At 64.1% G+C, this 14,751-nt stretch carries 15 protein-coding genes; 3 read left to right on the top strand and 12 right to left on the bottom strand.

What is annotated here, in order from left to right:
* Positions 1–101: 101 nt before the first annotated feature.
* On the bottom strand, positions 102–860 hold the full coding sequence (locus RCI06_RS05120; RefSeq protein WP_306574748.1) for an NAD(P)-binding domain-containing protein: 759 nt from the start codon (positions 858–860) through the stop codon (positions 102–104).
* 101 nt (positions 861–961) lie between these two features.
* Complete coding sequence (gene guaB / locus RCI06_RS05115) at positions 962–2,434, bottom strand: IMP dehydrogenase (protein ID WP_172439228.1); 1,473 nt, start codon at positions 2,432–2,434, stop codon at positions 962–964.
* A gap of 373 nt (positions 2,435–2,807) precedes the next feature.
* On the opposite strand from guaB, the gene RCI06_RS05110 reads away from it, so the two are divergent.
* Positions 2,808–3,524, top strand: coding sequence for a hypothetical protein (locus tag RCI06_RS05110; protein WP_306574745.1), 717 nt, complete (start codon positions 2,808–2,810; stop codon positions 3,522–3,524).
* A 62-nt stretch (positions 3,525–3,586) separates the two neighbouring features.
* On the opposite strand, the gene RCI06_RS05105 is transcribed toward RCI06_RS05110, so the two are convergent.
* The 4 genes from RCI06_RS05105 to RCI06_RS05090 are packed head-to-tail and all read right to left on the bottom strand — an operon-like array spanning position 3,587 to position 6,567.
* Positions 3,587–4,081, bottom strand: a complete 495-nt coding sequence (locus tag RCI06_RS05105) for a hypothetical protein (RefSeq protein WP_276870310.1) — start codon at positions 4,079–4,081, stop codon at positions 3,587–3,589.
* 41 nt (positions 4,082–4,122) lie between these two features.
* The gene (locus RCI06_RS05100; protein WP_306574743.1) at positions 4,123–5,259 is read right to left on the bottom strand and encodes a DUF3810 domain-containing protein; all 1,137 of its coding nucleotides are present in this window, start codon (positions 5,257–5,259) and stop codon (positions 4,123–4,125) included.
* On the bottom strand, positions 5,259–5,597 hold the full coding sequence (locus tag RCI06_RS05095) for a Smr/MutS family protein (protein ID WP_306574740.1): 339 nt from the start codon (positions 5,595–5,597) through the stop codon (positions 5,259–5,261). Before RCI06_RS05095 ends, RCI06_RS05100 begins: the two co-directional genes overlap by 1 nt.
* A gap of 1 nt (position 5,598) precedes the next feature.
* Positions 5,599–6,567, bottom strand: coding sequence for an aldo/keto reductase (locus tag RCI06_RS05090; RefSeq protein WP_306574738.1), 969 nt, complete (start codon positions 6,565–6,567; stop codon positions 5,599–5,601).
* Positions 6,568–6,810: 243 nt separating this feature from the next.
* Between RCI06_RS05090 and RCI06_RS05085 the strand changes: the two genes are divergently transcribed.
* Positions 6,811–7,662 carry an endonuclease/exonuclease/phosphatase family protein gene (locus RCI06_RS05085; RefSeq protein WP_306574735.1) on the top strand — a complete coding sequence of 284 codons (852 nt, stop codon included), beginning with the start codon at positions 6,811–6,813 and terminating at the stop codon, positions 7,660–7,662.
* Between the two features lie 66 nt (positions 7,663–7,728).
* Here the strand turns inward: RCI06_RS05085 and RCI06_RS05080 are convergent, their stop codons facing one another.
* The 3 genes from RCI06_RS05080 to spoIVB all read right to left on the bottom strand — a co-directional run bounded on the left by RCI06_RS05080 (position 7,729) and on the right by spoIVB (position 10,194).
* Positions 7,729–7,896: a DUF1540 domain-containing protein gene (locus tag RCI06_RS05080; RefSeq protein ID WP_101551189.1), complete on the bottom strand. Its 168-nt coding sequence runs from the start codon at positions 7,894–7,896 to the stop codon at positions 7,729–7,731.
* Positions 7,897–8,057: 161 nt separating this feature from the next.
* The gene (gene spo0A, locus RCI06_RS05075) at positions 8,058–8,837 is read right to left on the bottom strand and encodes a sporulation transcription factor Spo0A (protein WP_101551191.1); all 780 of its coding nucleotides are present in this window, start codon (positions 8,835–8,837) and stop codon (positions 8,058–8,060) included.
* 139 nt (positions 8,838–8,976) lie between these two features.
* Positions 8,977–10,194: a SpoIVB peptidase gene (spoIVB, locus tag RCI06_RS05070; protein WP_101551193.1), complete on the bottom strand. Its 1,218-nt coding sequence runs from the start codon at positions 10,192–10,194 to the stop codon at positions 8,977–8,979.
* A gap of 260 nt (positions 10,195–10,454) precedes the next feature.
* Between spoIVB and RCI06_RS05065 the strand changes: the two genes are divergently transcribed.
* A complete protein-coding gene (locus tag RCI06_RS05065) occupies positions 10,455–10,796 on the top strand; it encodes an SLOG family protein (protein WP_306574732.1) in 342 nt (113 codons plus the stop codon).
* A 114-nt stretch (positions 10,797–10,910) separates the two neighbouring features.
* On the opposite strand, the gene RCI06_RS05060 is transcribed toward RCI06_RS05065, so the two are convergent.
* Genes RCI06_RS05060 through RCI06_RS05050 form a run of 3 tightly spaced genes read right to left on the bottom strand, consistent with a single transcriptional unit; the run spans position 10,911 to position 14,747 of the window.
* Positions 10,911–12,119: a Ger(x)C family spore germination protein gene (locus RCI06_RS05060; protein ID WP_101551196.1), complete on the bottom strand. Its 1,209-nt coding sequence runs from the start codon at positions 12,117–12,119 to the stop codon at positions 10,911–10,913.
* On the bottom strand, positions 12,116–13,204 hold the full coding sequence (locus tag RCI06_RS05055) for a GerAB/ArcD/ProY family transporter (protein WP_306574731.1): 1,089 nt from the start codon (positions 13,202–13,204) through the stop codon (positions 12,116–12,118). The genes RCI06_RS05060 and RCI06_RS05055 overlap by 4 nt, the downstream gene beginning before the upstream one ends.
* Positions 13,194–14,747, bottom strand: coding sequence for a spore germination protein (locus RCI06_RS05050; protein ID WP_276870329.1), 1,554 nt, complete (start codon positions 14,745–14,747; stop codon positions 13,194–13,196). Before RCI06_RS05050 ends, RCI06_RS05055 begins: the two co-directional genes overlap by 11 nt.
* Positions 14,748–14,751 lie beyond the last annotated feature (4 nt).

Below are 14,751 nucleotides of genomic sequence, written 5' to 3'. Positions count from 1 at the left end.
CCGCCTCGCCCTGCCTGCGGCAGGGCGGTCCCGCCCCCGGCCCGTCTTCCCCCCGCGTCAAAAAGGCGGACCGCTCATGCGGCCCGCCCGATATTTCCCGTCTATGGTTCCGCGCACTCCCCGGCGGCAAAGAGCCCGCCGAGTTCGAGCCCTGCGCGCCGTGCCATCTCGGAGGCGAGCGCGGCGTCCTCCGCGAGCTCCCCGGCGGAAAAGCCGGGCAAGCCGCCCCCGAGCTCCGCGAGCGGGTCGGCGATCCGCTCAAAGGCCGCGAGCGCGGAGATGAACGCCTCCCGCCCAACGCCGAAGGAGGCGGCGAGCGCGGCGGCCTCGCCGACGCCCCGCATGAGCTGCGCAGCAAGCGCCCGGCAGATGACGCGCATCGCGCGCCCGCGGCCGGGCGGGCCCGCGTAGTGGCAGTCGGGCGCGAAGCAGCGGATGAGCGGCAGCGCCGCGGCGAACGCCTCGCTGTCGCCCCCCGCGAAGAGGATGAACGGCCCGTCGAGCCCCTCCCGGCCGAACACGCCGCAGTCGATATAGGCCGCGCCGAGGCGGCGCATCCCGTTGGCGGCCGCGTGCGCGAGCGCGGGGGAGGTGTCGGTGAGGTCGATAAAGATCTGCCCCGGACGCACGAAGGGCGCGATGCTGTTGCAAAGGCGCGTCAGGTCGGCGGAGGCGTCAAGCGCGACCACGATCCGATCGCAGCGGTCGCAGAGCTCGGCCGCCGTGGCGCAGACGTTTACGGCGCGGCGGACGCTCCTGCCGTCCGGGTCGTAGACCGAGAGGTTCCGCGCCGTCTTTTCAAGCAGCTGTCCGACGACCGCGCGGCCGTTACCGCCCAGCCCGATCACGCCGATCTCCATGCGCGCACCCCCTCCGCTTTGATGGTTTCATTATAACAAAATCCCCGAAAGATTGCCACAGGAAATAAATATCCCCCGGCAGGGCCGGGGGATATTGGAGATTACGGATTGAGGGAGTAGTTCGGAGCTTCCTTGGTGATGTAGATGTCGTGCGGATGGCTCTCCTTGAGGCCCGCGCCGGTGATCTTGATGAACTGGGCGCGCTCGTGCAGGTCGGGGATCGTCCTGCAGCCCGTGTAGCCCATGCCGGCCTTGATGCCGCCGATCAGCTGGTAGATCGTGTCCGCAACGGTGCCCTTGTAGGGGACGCGGCCCTCGACGCCCTCGGGGACAAATTTCTTTTTGCCCTCCTGGAAGTAGCGGTCGCTCGAGCCCTCGCCCATCGCGGCGAGCGAGCCCATGCCGCGGTAAACCTTGAAGCTGCGGCCCTGGTAGATTTCGACCTCTCCCGGGCTTTCCGCGCAGCCCGCGAGCAGCGAGCCGAGCATGACGGTCGATGCGCCGGCGGCAAGCGCCTTGACGATGTCGCCCGAATATTTGATGCCGCCGTCCGCGATGACGGGCACGCCGTATTTGGAGGCGGCGCAGGCCGCGTCGTAGACGGCGGTCAGCTGCGGCACGCCGATACCCGCGACGACGCGGGTGGTGCAGATCGAGCCGGGGCCGATGCCGACCTTGACCGCGTCCGCGCCCGCCTTGATGAGGTCCTCGGTGCCGGAGGCGGTGGCCACGTTGCCTGCGATGATGGGGATTTCGGGATATTTCTGCTTGATGGCTTTTAAGCAAGTGAAAATGTTGGTCTGCTGCCCGTGGGCGGAGTCGAGCACGAGCACGTCGACGCTCGCCTTGATCAGCTCGTCCACGCGGTCCATATAGTCATGGGTGATGCCGACCGCGGCTCCCGCCAGCAGCCTCCCGCCTCTGTCGCGCGCGGAATTGGGGTACTGGACCGCCTTTTCAATGTCCTTGATCGTGATGAGTCCGCGCAGGTACCCCTCGCCGTCGACGATCGGGAGCTTTTCGATCTTGTGCTTGCGCAGGATCTGGCGGGCGTCGTCAAGGGTGGTGCCGACCGGGGCGGTGACCAGGTGGTCCTTGGTCATGACCTCCTTGATCTTGATGCCGTAGTCCTCGAGGAAGCGCAGGTCGCGGTTGGTAAGAATGCCGACGAGCTTCCCGTTCTCGCAGATGGGCACGCCGGAAATCTTATACTTGCCCATGATCTCGTCCGCATCATAGACGAAATGCTCGGGCGAAAGGTAGAACGGGTTGGCGATGACGCCGTTTTCCGAACGCTTGACGGTGTCGATCTCGTCGGCCTGCCGCTCGATGCTCATGTTCTTGTGGATGATGCCGATGCCGCCCTCGCGCGCGATCGCGATGGCCATCTTGGAGGTGGTGACGGTATCCATCGCGGCGGTCAGAAAGGGGGAGTTGAGCCGGATTCCCCTGACCAGCTCGGTGGAGATGTCCACATCCGCGGGGACCACCTCGGAACGCGCGGGAACCAGCAGCACGTCGTCGAAGGTGAGCCCTTCCTTCGTGAATTTTTCACTTGCATTCGTATTCAGCATACGTCCTCCATTCCTCATCTCATCAGTATTCCGCGCCCTTACAGGCGGTTATATTTTTACTATCATAGCACTTATCCCTGACGCAATCAATAGCCTTTATTGCTAAATTTTGCACCCCCGAGCACTAAATCCTGTATGCGGTGCACTGCGGCGGTTCTGTGCGCCGAAGAAATACAAAGGACGCCGCGGACGGCGGCTCCTGCCGGTCGTCCGCCTCTCTCCACCCCGGCGGAACAGCGCCGTATTGTCCGCTGTCGGCAGGCAGCTCCACCCCGCCCGGACCAGCCGCGGAGGACGCGGGGCCGGTTGACCGCGCGCCCGGCGCATGATAGAATAGGTCCAGATAGAAATGACGACGTCAGGAGGCGTTTTAATGAAAAGGTTTTTGACCGGCACGCTCTGCGTGCTTCTGATCCTGTCGCTGGCCCTGTCGGGCTGCGCTTCGCGGGAGGCCTCCCCCGTCCCCGAGGAGGAACCGGCTTCCCAGAGCGAGCCGGAGGAACCCGCCAGCGAACCGGAGGAGCCGGAGCCCCAGTCGTCCGGGCCGGACGAGCAGGAGCCGGAATACCCCCTGCCCGAATTGACCGACGCGGACATGAAGCTCATCAACCAGTCGCTGAGCCAGTTCCTCAACTATTTCGGCGGCACGGAGAGCCTCTCCTCCACCTCCGAGCTGGACCCCGACCGCGTGCTCTTCTTCTGTCAGATGGAGGCGTTCCGGATGAAGGACCTGCTCGGCTATTTCTTCGACCAGGACGACAAGGGCAACTACCTCATCCCCGACACGGTGATCGATGATATGGCCCAGCGCCTCTTCGGCATCGAGGGCTTCTCCTTCACCGAGTCCCCCCGCTACGACCCGGACATGCAGACCTACGGCTACACCCTCGGCTATGAGGGGGAGCTGCAAAACTTCGCGACCTCCGAGCCGAAGGGCGCGCCCGACGGCGGCATCGCCTACGACGTCGACTTCTTCGAGGAGGGGGACACCTCCTTCCTGAGCCCCGTGCGCGCCTCCCTCTTCACCTTCCGCGTCAACCGCCTCAATGGAATGCCCTTCCTCCAGCTCGTCTCGATCGAAGCGAAATAATCCCGTTTGAAGAAGCCGGCCCCGCTTTCTCGTTTAAGAAAGCGGGGCCGGCTTTGCGATCTTTATTTTGCGATATAACCAAAATCCTTTTCCAAGATCCCCCATTCTCCAAGCCGTTTTTCCTTGTGATATTCTTTCCCATAGACATCATGGAACGAGATCGACACCTCCACTCCGGTCAGAGCGTCCTTAACCGCCTGCCGTATGGATTCACTCTTAGGATTAATGGCAATGAGGACGATTTCCTGCGTAGGCAGGATCGTCCGTCCTTCAATCTCGAGGGAAAAGCCCTCCCACTTCTGCTTGACCTTGGGCATCATCTCGATCAAATTGCCATGGACCTCTTCTCCACGCGTCATCATGGCCTTGTCAATTGTCATCGCGCCCAAACCCAGGTTCCTGATCAGAACCGCAAGATTCCCTTCATGGCATTTTTCCACAATAAAGCATATCGGCAAGGTACTGATCCGGTCATGTTTTTTCTGGATATAGGCCGTAAAAACGGAAACAAAGAGCGCACAAGCCGCGATAACCACACTGCAAATTTCCACAATCATGAAACCCTCTCCTTGCTACGGCGTCCAAGGTGCATTCGCGATCATTCCATTCCATGCCGCTGCCGGTAATCGGCGAGCAGCAGGTCGACCATCCGGCCGTAGCTCTTGACGCCGTCCGACTGGTTGTTGGCGCGCAGGTAGGTGTTGTTGACCGCGGTGCTGACCTCGGCGACCGGGCCCTCAAACCGCGCCCAGTAGGCGTTGTTCGCCGCGAAGTCGCGCCGCACCCCGTCGGAAAGCAGCGCGTCCACCTGGAAAAAGAGCTCCCTGTCGGCGGCGTAGAGCCGGTTCTCGGCGTGCACCAGCGCGAGCATCACGCCGCTGTAGCGGAATTCGGGCGAATCGCTCTTCCGGCAGGCGAGGTACCCGATGAAGTTCGCCTCGTCCTCCCGCATGAACCCCCGCGTGTGCGCGAGCTCGTGGCACATCGTGGCGGGCACCGAGTAGTCGGGCGCAAGGGTGTTGATGTTCGCCTCAAAGGTGAGCAGGGTGAATTCCCCGGTGATCTGCGCCATCGACATCAGGGTGGAGTTGAGCACCGGCTTGGGGGTGATCGCAAAGGCCGGGAGGACGTTGTAATCCTCCTCCAGCTTCGCGAAATCCGCCCGCGCCCGCGCAGCGTTTCCCGAAAAATCCTCCGTGAGCCGCATGACGCCGGATGCGTCCTCGGGCAATCCCTCGCGCAGGGCGTTCGCCTCCAGCGCGAGCTCGCCGCAGAGCGCGGCCAGCTCCTCCGCGGAGGAGTCGCGCACCGCCAGTCCGCTGAACGCGGCGAACTCGGGGCGGTAGTAATTGAGCCCGCAAGTGGTGACGAAGAGGAAAAAGAGGATGCTCAGTCCGTTGACGAGCAGCCACAGCGTCTTCCCGAACCGGGGCGGCTCTCCCCTTCCGCGCAGGAAGCGCGCGAGCCGGAAAATCCCCCGTCCGATCCACAGAAGCGCGGCGGCCAGCAGGACGATCACGCCCATCTCGAAGAGGGAGAAGGGCAGCAGCGAGGTCAGCGCGCCGACGGGGCGCGCGAGCAGCGGATAGAGCCCCTCGGAAAAGAGGCGCTCGGTCCCCCACGGGTCCCGCCTCGCGAGCCAGACGAGCAGAAGCCCGGCCGGCGTCAGAAGCACCGGCCACCATCGGCGCAACAGCCCGCGCGGGCGCAGCCGTTCCCGGACGGCGGCGCGCATCAGAGCACCACCAGCGTGACGCCCCTGTTTTCACGGGCGAAATCGCGGTCGCGGGAGAGCTCCGGGCAGAGCGCGAGCGCATTGCGCGCCTGCTGCGAAAAGGGGGAAAATTCCTCCCCCGGGACAAATTCCCGGATTTTGCCCTGCGACTTCATCCGGGCGAGATGGCTATGTACGCCGTCGTGGATCGCGCCGCCCCGGCCGCTGCTTCCGTAGCCGTGGATGAGGCGCACCGCAGCCGCATGCCGCATCCGCGCGTCGGAGAGCCCCAGCTCGAGCCGCCGGAGCGCGATCTCCACCGTGGGCATGCCCGCCTCGAGGTTTACTTCCGCCACCATCTCACTGCTCCAGCGCGGCGATGTCCGCCTCGCTGAGGGTGAGGTCGCAGGCGGACATGCTGTCCTCGAGCTGTTCGAGCGTCGAGCAGCCGATCACCGCGCTGCCCGGCAGCCTGTTCGAGGTGATGTAGCCCAGCAGCACCGCTGCCGGCGACGCGCCGGTGCGCGCGCAGATCTCCCGGAGCGCCGCGAGCCTGCGGCGGTTTTCCGGGCCGTCGTACCGCTCGGCGAACTTGGGCTGGAGCGGCTCGCCCGAAATCATTTTGGAAAAATACCCGCCCGCCTGCGGCGAAAACGCCATGACGGGGATGCCGAGCGCGAGATAGCCCGCGTACTCCTCCGGGGTCATGCTCACAAGGGTCGGGTCGGGCCACGCGCCCGGCTTCACATAGGCGACGCCCCACTGGATCTGGGACACCGTAAAGGGCGTTTTCCCGTTCGCGCGGGCGTAGGCGTTCGCCTCCGCGATGCGCGCGCAGGTCCAGTTGGAGGCGCCCAGCGCACGGATCCTGCCTGCCTTCACATGCCGGTCGAGCGCGTCCATGATCTCCGAAACCGGCTTTTCCGGGTCATCTCGGTGGAGGAAGTAGATGTCCACGCTGTCCACCTCCAGCTCGCGCAGGGAGGTTTCCAGGTCGCTGTCGATGCAGGCGCGGTTCACCCGCTTTTGCGACGGGTCCTCCATCACATGGTGCGCGCCCTTGGTGATGAGCACCACCCTGTCGCGCGTCCCGCGTGATTTGAGCCACCGCCCGACGATCGGCTCGCTGTTGGAATAGGACGCGTCGCGGGCCTCCGCGCGCCCGTAGATGCGGGCGGTGTCGATGACGTTGCCGCCCAGCTCGAGGTAGCGGTCCATCAGGGAAAACGCCCGTTCCTCGGGGATGCGCACCCCGAAATAATCGGCCCCGCGCGCGATTTTTGCAAGTTTCAGCGTGCCTCCGGCGGCCTGCACGTCCATGAATTTCATCCGAAGCCCTCCTTGTTCGTCCGCATATTCAGCCCTGCGCGGCAGGGAAATTCTTTATGGACATTATATCGAAATTTTGCCTTTTTTACAAGCGCGTGTCGGGATTTGGCGCTGCCAAAGTCAGGCGGATTCCCTTCCTCATTTTACATGCGCGTGGAAACGGCAGATTTACATCCGACCGCATTGAATTGCTCAAACTAAGGTGTTACAATAAACTACAGAACTTCTGATACAGGTGATAGCATGAACGGCAACGATCTGATCCGCGTGATCTCCTTCAACCTCAAGCGGGACTTCGGCCTCCCGCTGAATCGCTCTCACAAATGGTCGGAACGGCGCGCCCTCGCCGCGCAGTACATCCGCGAGAGCGGCGCGACGATCATCGGCGTGCAGGAGCTGCTCCCAAATATGCGCGAGGACGTCAGCCGCCTGCTCGACGTCGACTACAGCGTCCTCGGCTTCGGCCGCTATTCGGGCATCCGGCCCCAAAGCGACGAGCACAGCGACATCATCATCAAAAACGACAGCGCCAAGGTGAATCTGATCAAGACCTTCTGGCTCTCCAAGGAGCCCGAGCACCTCTCGCGCGCCTATTACGCCATCTTCCCGCGCATCTGCACCGTCGCGGAGATCTACCTCAAGGATCTCGGGCGTTCGATCCGCGTCTTCAACACCCACCTCGACCACATCTGCGGCATCGCCCGCACGCTGGGCATCCGTGTCATCCTCGGCTATATGGAGCGCTTCAACGAGGAGCGCGCGCTGCCGACCGTGCTGATGGGCGACTTCAACGCCAAGCCGGGCAGCCGCCCGGTCCGGATGCTCCACAGCCAGCTCGAGGAGTTCCCCGGCATCCACCTCACCGACGTCTACTCCCGCGTCGAGCCGTCGGAGGTCCACAACACCCTCCACAACTTCAGCGGACGGGTGAAGCCGGGCTCCCAGCCGATCGACTACATCTTCGTCTCCGACGAGTTTGAGATCGTCGAGAGCCACGTGGTCACCGATCCGATCGACGGCCGCTACCCGTCCGACCACTACCCGCTCGAGGCCACCCTCCGCCTGCGCGCCGAGGCGCGCACCTGCACCGCATGACCGCGTCCATACCGAAATAAAAAACGTCCGTGGCGATTCGCCGCGGACGTTTTTCACCGGGTTCCTTTACTTGCACTGAAAGGACAGGCAGTCGGTGCACTGATCCATGGTCGGGTTCATCTCGTGGGTGCCGACGCGGATGCGGTCCAGCGCGCAGAAGTTGGAAGTCTCGCAGTGGTTCCGGCACTGGGTGACGGTGCACTCGATGCACTTGTTCGCTTTGCAGTTGTCCATGAAAAAACGCCTCCTTAAATTCTCGCACGTGTTGCAAACGGGGACGTAACCCATCTTGTTACGTCCCGATTAGTATGTCCCGCGCGCGCAAAAATATGAATCGGACAACTGGAAAAACAAATCCGCCCCGGCCGTACGGCCGGGGCGGATTCGCGGGAAAGTCAGTTTGCGTTTTTCAGACGGAGCCGCAGCTTGTCGGCGATCATCGCGACGAATTCGCTGTTGGTCGGCTTGCCGCGGCCGTTGTGGATCGTATAGCCAAAGTAGCTGTTGAGGGTGTCGACGTCGCCGCGGTCCCACGCGACCTCGATCGCGTGGCGGATCGCGCGTTCAACGCGCGAGGCGGTGGTGCCGAACTTTTTGGCGACGGTGGGATAGAGCAGCTTTGTGACCGAGTTGATGATCTCGGGCGTCTGGACCGCCAGCATGATCGACTCCCGGACATAGTGGTAGCCCTTGATGTGCGCCGGAACGCCGATCTGGTGGATAATCTCCGTGACCATGAGTTCGAGGTTCGGTTCCCCGCCGGCGGCGTGTTCCGCGCCCGCGCCGATCGGCGCGGAGGGAACGCCCGCCAGCTTGACGATCCGCTCCACCATCACCTCCGGATCGAACGGCATGAGGAAGAAGTAGCAGGCGCCTGCGGACATCAGTTCGTTTTCCAGCATCTGGTTGCTGAAGGTTGAGGTGACCATGAAGCGCGGCTCGTAGCCGAGCCCCATCTCCTTGACCGAGTTCATGACCCCAATGGCGTCAAGCCTCGGCATGAACACATCCATCAAAACCACCTTGGGACGGGTTTCCCCGATCAGCTGCGCGACGGCCAGTCCGTCTTTGGGAGCGACCACCGTGTCGAATCCGTAGGTTTTCAGGAGAGACGCGCATTTCGCGCAATATTCTCCGCCACCCTCCACGATTAGCACTTTTGTCTGATCCTTCACTTACTAATACGCCTCCATGTCCTCCCGTTTCCCTGATAAGATATTATCACTTTTTGGAAATTATGACAACCATTTTCCCGTAAGTTTGACGAAGAAATCCGCGCCCGAAATTGTTAAAAGTTTGTTGAATTTTCCGGTGTCATTCCCGCCCTCTTTCGACGGATGACGACATCTTCTCCATGTTTTCCGCAAAAATTCCGTAGCCTCGAGTCGGATCGTTGACGAAAACATGTGTCACAGCGCCCACCAGCTTGCCGTTTTGCAGGATCGGGCTGCCACTCATTCCCTGCACAATCCCGCCGGTTTTTGCCAGAAGCTCTGAATCGACCACGCGGATTACCATATTTTTGGTCGGATTATTTTCCCCGATACTGACTTTTTCGATGTTTATCGCGTACTCCTTCGGCCCGCTGTCGTCAAGGGTGCAGCGGATGGTCGCCGGGCCCTCGACCACCTCGTAGCGCAGCGCCAGCGGCACCGGCTCGGCCCCCGCGGACGGCTGCCCGCCGGTCCCGAAGATCCCCACCTGCGAGTTGATCAGCAGCTCGCCCGTCCGGGAGCCGGTGAAGCTGCCGCGCAGCTCGCCGGGCGCGCCGCTCTCCCCCTTATGCACGCCGGTGATGCTCACGTCGACGATCTCGCCCGAGTGCAGCGGCATGATGTTGCCCGTGTCCACGTCGCAGATCGCATGTCCCAGACCCGCAAACACGTCGCTCGACGGGTTATAATAGGTGAGGGTGCCGATGCCCGCGGACGAGTCGCGCACCCAGATGCCCGCGCGGTAGCTGCCGTCGTCGCTCTTGACCGGCGTCATGCTGCAGGAGAGCTCCTGCCCGCTGCGCTGGAATTCGATGCTGACTGGCTTTCCGCCGCTGGCCGTCACGACCGCTCCGACGTCCTCGTTGGTCTGTACCGCGTGCCCGTCCATCGCGGTGATGATGTCGCCCACCTTGACGCCCGCCTCCTTGGCGGGATTGCGGCTTTCGCCGCCGCAGGGAATGTCGCTCATGCCGACGACGATGACGCCCTCGGTGAACATTTTAATGCCGAACGGCGTGCCGCCCGGGACCACCATCGAGCGGTCGACCACCTGGACCTGGACCTGCTTGATCTCGATGCCGTAAGGGAGCTTGAGGTCCACATTATAACTGTTGCCCGCGGTGGAATAGGCTTCGACGGGCAGGCTGTCGCCCGAGGATTCCGTCGTGATGGGCAGCGTGGAATTGATCGTGAGGGTCTCGCCCGCCGCCACATAATAGTGGTCGGGCAGGACCGCCTGTGTATAGAGCGCGAGCGATTGTACGGCGACGACCGCCAGGCAGAGTGCTCCCGCGACTTTTTGTATCAGCTTTCTCATTGGAATAATCCCCCTGTATTCATCAAATTCAAAAAAGAAATTTCACGCTTTTACTGTTCCACCGGATAATCTGAATATTGCGGGGAATAACTTCAATGATTTTTGGGAGCAAAAAATATTTGAGCCCGAACGCCCGCGCCGCCGCGCGCCCTGATTTTGCCTGCGCACGGTGGTAAAAAGTTCCGGTATCTGCTATACTGGATCTGGGTGGAGCGCCGCCGGTTTTTTTGAAAAAAAGGCAGCGGAAAGGACGGATGGAAATGCGGGTGGCAATCATCGGGTCCCGGGAAATTTACGGATACGGCTTGGACGAGCTCATCTCCCACATCCCGCAGAACACCTCCGAGCTGGTGAGCGGCGGCGCCGCGGGCGTGGACGCGCTCGCCGAGCAGGCCGCCGGGCGGCTCGGGCTGCCGATCCGCGTCTTCCAGCCCGATTATGATCGGGACGGGCGCTTCGCTCCGCTCGTGCGCAACAGCGAGATCGTCGGGTACGCCGACCTTGTGCTCGCCTTCTGGGACGGCCGGTCGCGCGGCACGGCGGACACCCTGCGCAAATGCGTTGAAACGGGCACGCCCTTCCGGATCATCCACATCCCATAATTCCCAATTTTTCGATAAATTTTTTTTAAAATAGTCATATGACGGTAACAATACATAAAAGTCGAGTCGGCTCTCTGACGAGCGCCGACCCGGCTTTTTCTTCCGCGCAAGCGCTTATCTGTTACCGGCGCCCGTCCGGTCGATCTCGCAGGAGACCGCCACGTTGTACCCGCAGGAGGCGAGCGCCTCCCCCCAGTTCTCCCGGTGCGCCTCGTAGTAAGCGGGGTACCGCTGGCGCATCAGGCGGGAGAGCCCGAGCAGATCGTATCCCCGGCGCAGGGAGGACGCCACCATCTCCTCGATCTCCGCGCGAATTTTGATCTCCTGCAGGGCGGAGGCGTACCGGCGCGTCCGGTCGTCGAAGCCGCCCGAGAGAAGGCGGCTCTCCAGCGCGGTGCTGCGCACCTCCAGCCGGATGTCGAAGACGGGGACCTCCCCCGACATCTCGACGGTGATCTTCGCCTTCTGCCGGTGGGTCACCGCGGCCACCTCGCCGAGCTGGCCGTCCCCCACCGAGAGGACGCACGCCTTCGCGCGGTTCTGGGTCCACTCGAGCCCGCACGCCGCCGCCGGGCTGATGGAGGCTTCCATCCGGTGCCCCACAAAAACCGCGGCCCCGCCGAGCGAGAGCTTTTTTTCAGGCGTCTTCTCCGCCGCCTGCCGCGCCTCGGAGCCCGTCCCGCTTTCCTCAGACGACGCCTCCGAAGACGGCGACCCGCTTTTCGGCGGATCGGGGGCGCTGTAGCGCAGCAGCGTGACCGCGCCCGCGGCGTTCTCGGCGTTCGCCGCGCCCATCAGGTCCTTGAGGCGGCTGGGCGGCGAAAAGCCGCCCTTGCCCGCGCTTTCGAGCACGTCCGCCAGCCCCTCCGCCGAGAGGGCGGGGTCTTTTTCGCCCGCGCGGATGAGCTCCCCCGCCTCTCCCTCCGCCACCGCGACGAGGGTCGCCGGGGATATCTGGTGGTTGGAGTTGAAGAACCCGAGCGGTCCCTCCGCCCCCGCGCGCGCGGCCTCCTGCCCAAACACGATCACCCGGACGCTCCCCAAAAAGAGCTGCCGCCCCTGCGTCGCCGAGGCGCGGGCGAGCAGTTCGGTCATCGTCGCGCCCGTCTCCTCGACCAGCACGGTTTTGGCGTCCTCGGGCGACTGGTTCGCGCCCGCCGCCGCGCCGACCGCCTCGCGCACCTGCATCGTCGCGCGGTAGCCGCCCTCCTCCGCAAGGTCGATGCCGATCGCCTGCACGACTCCCCGCTCGTTGAGCCGCACGCTCGGGACGCACCCGGCCAGCAGAACCAAAATTGCGCAAAGCGCGGCGATCCGTCTCATTGCGCGGCCTCCTTTCCATCCTCCACGGGGCTTTTTGCGCGCGGGAAGCAGAGGGTCACAAGCGGCGCCGCGACCGCCAGCAGCAGAAGCGGCACGCCGCTTTCCCACGCGGAACCGGCCGCCTCCCACAGCGGCGCCGCGGCTACCGCGGCGATTCCCGCCGCCAGGGCGCAGAGCGCGGAAGCCGCGCCCATCCGCACCTTCGGGAAGAGCCGCCGCAGGCAGGTACAGCCGCAGTAAAGCCACGCGGCGGCGCGCAGGAAGGCGGTAATGATCCACACGGTGATGTGCACGAGGTCCATCCGCCCAAAGACCGACAGGTTCGCCACGGCGGCGGCGGTCTGAAGCGGGAAAAGGCGGGTGCCCGCATAGTCCCCGAGCGCCGTCAGAACGAAGAAGCAGAGCACCCACCACACCGCCGCGGTGAGCGCCACCCACCAGAATCCGGTCTTTCCGCTCCCGCCGCGCACCCGCGGGAAGAGCAGCAGGAATAGCAGGATATCCGCGTTGCCGGCCACGCCGCGAAGCGTCCCCGCGGCAAGCGCGCCGGGATCCAAAAAGGGGTTCGCGAGGTTCGCGAGGTCGACCTCGGGCAGCAGCGCGAAGAGCAGGAGCGCCCCCGCCGCCATCGCCGCCGCGAAAAAGAAGCCGCCCGCGCGGGAAAACGCCTCCAGCCCGAGGGCAGCGGCATAGGCGGCCGCCAGCAGGAAAAGGAGGACGAACACCCACTGTTTCGCGTTCTGGTAGACGGTGCTCACGAGGAAAAAGCTGAAGTGCCCGGCCGTCGACGCGGCCATGTAGACGCAGAAGAGCCCGCAGGCGGCGGTGAGCGCGGCGCCGAACGGCCTGCCGACCCGCCAGAAGGCGGTGAGCATGTCGCTGCCCGCCTTCCGCCGCAGCAGGAAGAAGGGCAGCAGCATCAGCAGCGCGCCGGCCGCCGCGAGCGGCACGGCCGCCAGTACCGCCGGCCCGGAGAGGATGTTTTCGGAGCGGGAGGTATCGGTGAAGAGGACAAAAAGACGGCAGAGCAGGAGCAGCATGACGAGCTGCGCCGGAGAGATGTCGCGCGGACGGCTACCGGTCATCTGCGGTCCCCTCCCCTCGGATGTCGCTTCCCGCCAGATCCTGCACCCGCAAGTCCTCCTTCGCCAGCGTGCGCCATCCCCAGCGGAAGAGCACGTCCCGCATCGGGTAGAGGGAGAAGGGGGTGGCGGGCGAGGTCGCGGGGACGCCGAGCGGGTTCACGGCGCAGAGGTTGACGATCACGGCGCACAGCGCCAGCACGACGCCGAAGACGCCCGACAGCCCGCCGATCAGGATAAAGGCGAAGCGAAGCACCGTCACCGGCTCGTAGAGGCTCGGCACGACAAACGAGCTGATCGCGGTGACGGCGACGACGATGACCATCGGCGCGCCGATGATGCCCGCGCTGACCGCCGCGTCTCCGATGACGAGCGCGCCGACGATGCTCACCGCGTGGCCGACCGCCTGCGGCATCCGCAGCCCCGCCTCCCGCACGATCTCATAGATGAAAAAGACGGCCAGCGCCTCGAACATCAGCGGGAAGGGGGTCGTCTCCTCGCTGACGACGAGGCTTGTCAGGATCGTCGCGGGCAGCAGCTCGGGGTGGAAGGAGCCGACCGCGACATAGAGCCCCGGCAGCAGGATGGAGAGGGCGAAGGCCGCGTATTTGAGCCAGCGGATGAAGGTGGCGAAATAGGGCCGGTGGGAGTAGTCGTCGAGGCTCTGGAAGTTTTCGGCAAAGAGATAGGGCACGATGAGCGCGTAGGGAGTGCCGTCGACGAGCAAGCCGACGCGCCCCTCCGCGACCTTGGCGCAGAGGGTGTCGGGCCGCTCGGTGACGCCCACCCCCGAAAAGAGGGAGAGCGGCTTCGAATCGAGGAAGGGCTGAAGGTAGCCGCTTTCGAGCACCACGTCGATCTTCACCTTGGAGAGGCGGTATTTGACCTCGCGCAGCAGCTCGTCCGACACCGCGCCGCGCAGGTAGACGAGGGTGCAGTCGGTGCGGCTCTTGTCCCCGAAGACGGTCATCTCGAAGATCAGGTCGGGGGATTTGAACCGCCGCCGCAGCAGCGACATGTTGGGCCGCAGCATCTCGGAAAATCCCTCGCGGGAGCCGCGCACGTTGGTCTCCCCCGCCGGTTCGCCGACCGAGCGGCCGGAGAAGCCCTGGATGCCGAAGACCGAACCGCCCGCGATCCCGTCGATGAGCAGTACGACAAAGCCGGACATCATGAACCGGAAGAGCTCGCCGAAGGTGTGGATCTCCTTCTGGTCGGGCGCGAGCAGAGACTGGTGGCGCACCCAGTCGAGCACCGAATCGGGGCCGGGCTTTTCGAGTCTCAGGCGGGTGAGCGGCTCCGCGAACATCTCCGAAAAGGTCTGGGTGTTCACCATGCCCTCGCACATCAGCACGGCGCAGGGCACGCCGCACACCTGCACCTCGTGGATGATGAGGTCCCCGGAGTCGGTGAACATCGCGCGCACCCCGATCAGGTTGTCGAGCAGCGCGCTCCCCAGCTTTTTGTCCGCGCCCTCGTCCGGGCGCGGCGGCGCGTAGGCGGGCGGCGGTGCGAACAGCCCCTTCAGATAACGGATGACTCCCATTCCC

The organism is Anaerotruncus massiliensis (ex Togo et al. 2026) (genome assembly GCF_030825285.1).
Lineage (GTDB): Bacteria > Bacillota > Clostridia > Oscillospirales > Ruminococcaceae > Anaerotruncus > Anaerotruncus massiliensis.
Note: the sequence above shows the minus strand (reverse complement) of the source record. Positions and strands in the feature narration are given on the sequence as shown.

Coding starts and splice junctions, on each gene's coding strand:
- RCI06_RS05120 (WP_306574748.1), bottom strand. CDS start 860: ATGGAGATCGGCGTGATCGGGCTGGGCGGTAACGGCCGCGCGGTCGTC.
- guaB (WP_172439228.1), bottom strand. CDS start 2,434: ATGCTGAATACGAATGCAAGTGAAAAATTCACGAAGGAAGGGCTCACC.
- RCI06_RS05110 (WP_306574745.1), top strand. CDS start 2,808: ATGAAAAGGTTTTTGACCGGCACGCTCTGCGTGCTTCTGATCCTGTCG.
- RCI06_RS05105 (WP_276870310.1), bottom strand. CDS start 4,081: ATGATTGTGGAAATTTGCAGTGTGGTTATCGCGGCTTGTGCGCTCTTT.
- RCI06_RS05100 (WP_306574743.1), bottom strand. CDS start 5,259: ATGCGCGCCGCCGTCCGGGAACGGCTGCGCCCGCGCGGGCTGTTGCGC.
- RCI06_RS05095 (WP_306574740.1), bottom strand. CDS start 5,597: ATGGTGGCGGAAGTAAACCTCGAGGCGGGCATGCCCACGGTGGAGATC.
- RCI06_RS05090 (WP_306574738.1), bottom strand. CDS start 6,567: ATGAAATTCATGGACGTGCAGGCCGCCGGAGGCACGCTGAAACTTGCA.
- RCI06_RS05085 (WP_306574735.1), top strand. CDS start 6,811: ATGAACGGCAACGATCTGATCCGCGTGATCTCCTTCAACCTCAAGCGG.
- RCI06_RS05080 (WP_101551189.1), bottom strand. CDS start 7,896: ATGGACAACTGCAAAGCGAACAAGTGCATCGAGTGCACCGTCACCCAG.
- spoIVB (WP_101551193.1), bottom strand. CDS start 10,194: ATGAGAAAGCTGATACAAAAAGTCGCGGGAGCACTCTGCCTGGCGGTC.
- RCI06_RS05065 (WP_306574732.1), top strand. CDS start 10,455: ATGCGGGTGGCAATCATCGGGTCCCGGGAAATTTACGGATACGGCTTG.
- RCI06_RS05060 (WP_101551196.1), bottom strand. CDS start 12,119: ATGAGACGGATCGCCGCGCTTTGCGCAATTTTGGTTCTGCTGGCCGGG.
- RCI06_RS05055 (WP_306574731.1), bottom strand. CDS start 13,204: ATGACCGGTAGCCGTCCGCGCGACATCTCTCCGGCGCAGCTCGTCATG.
- RCI06_RS05050 (WP_276870329.1), bottom strand. CDS start 14,747: ATGGGAGTCATCCGTTATCTGAAGGGGCTGTTCGCACCGCCGCCCGCC.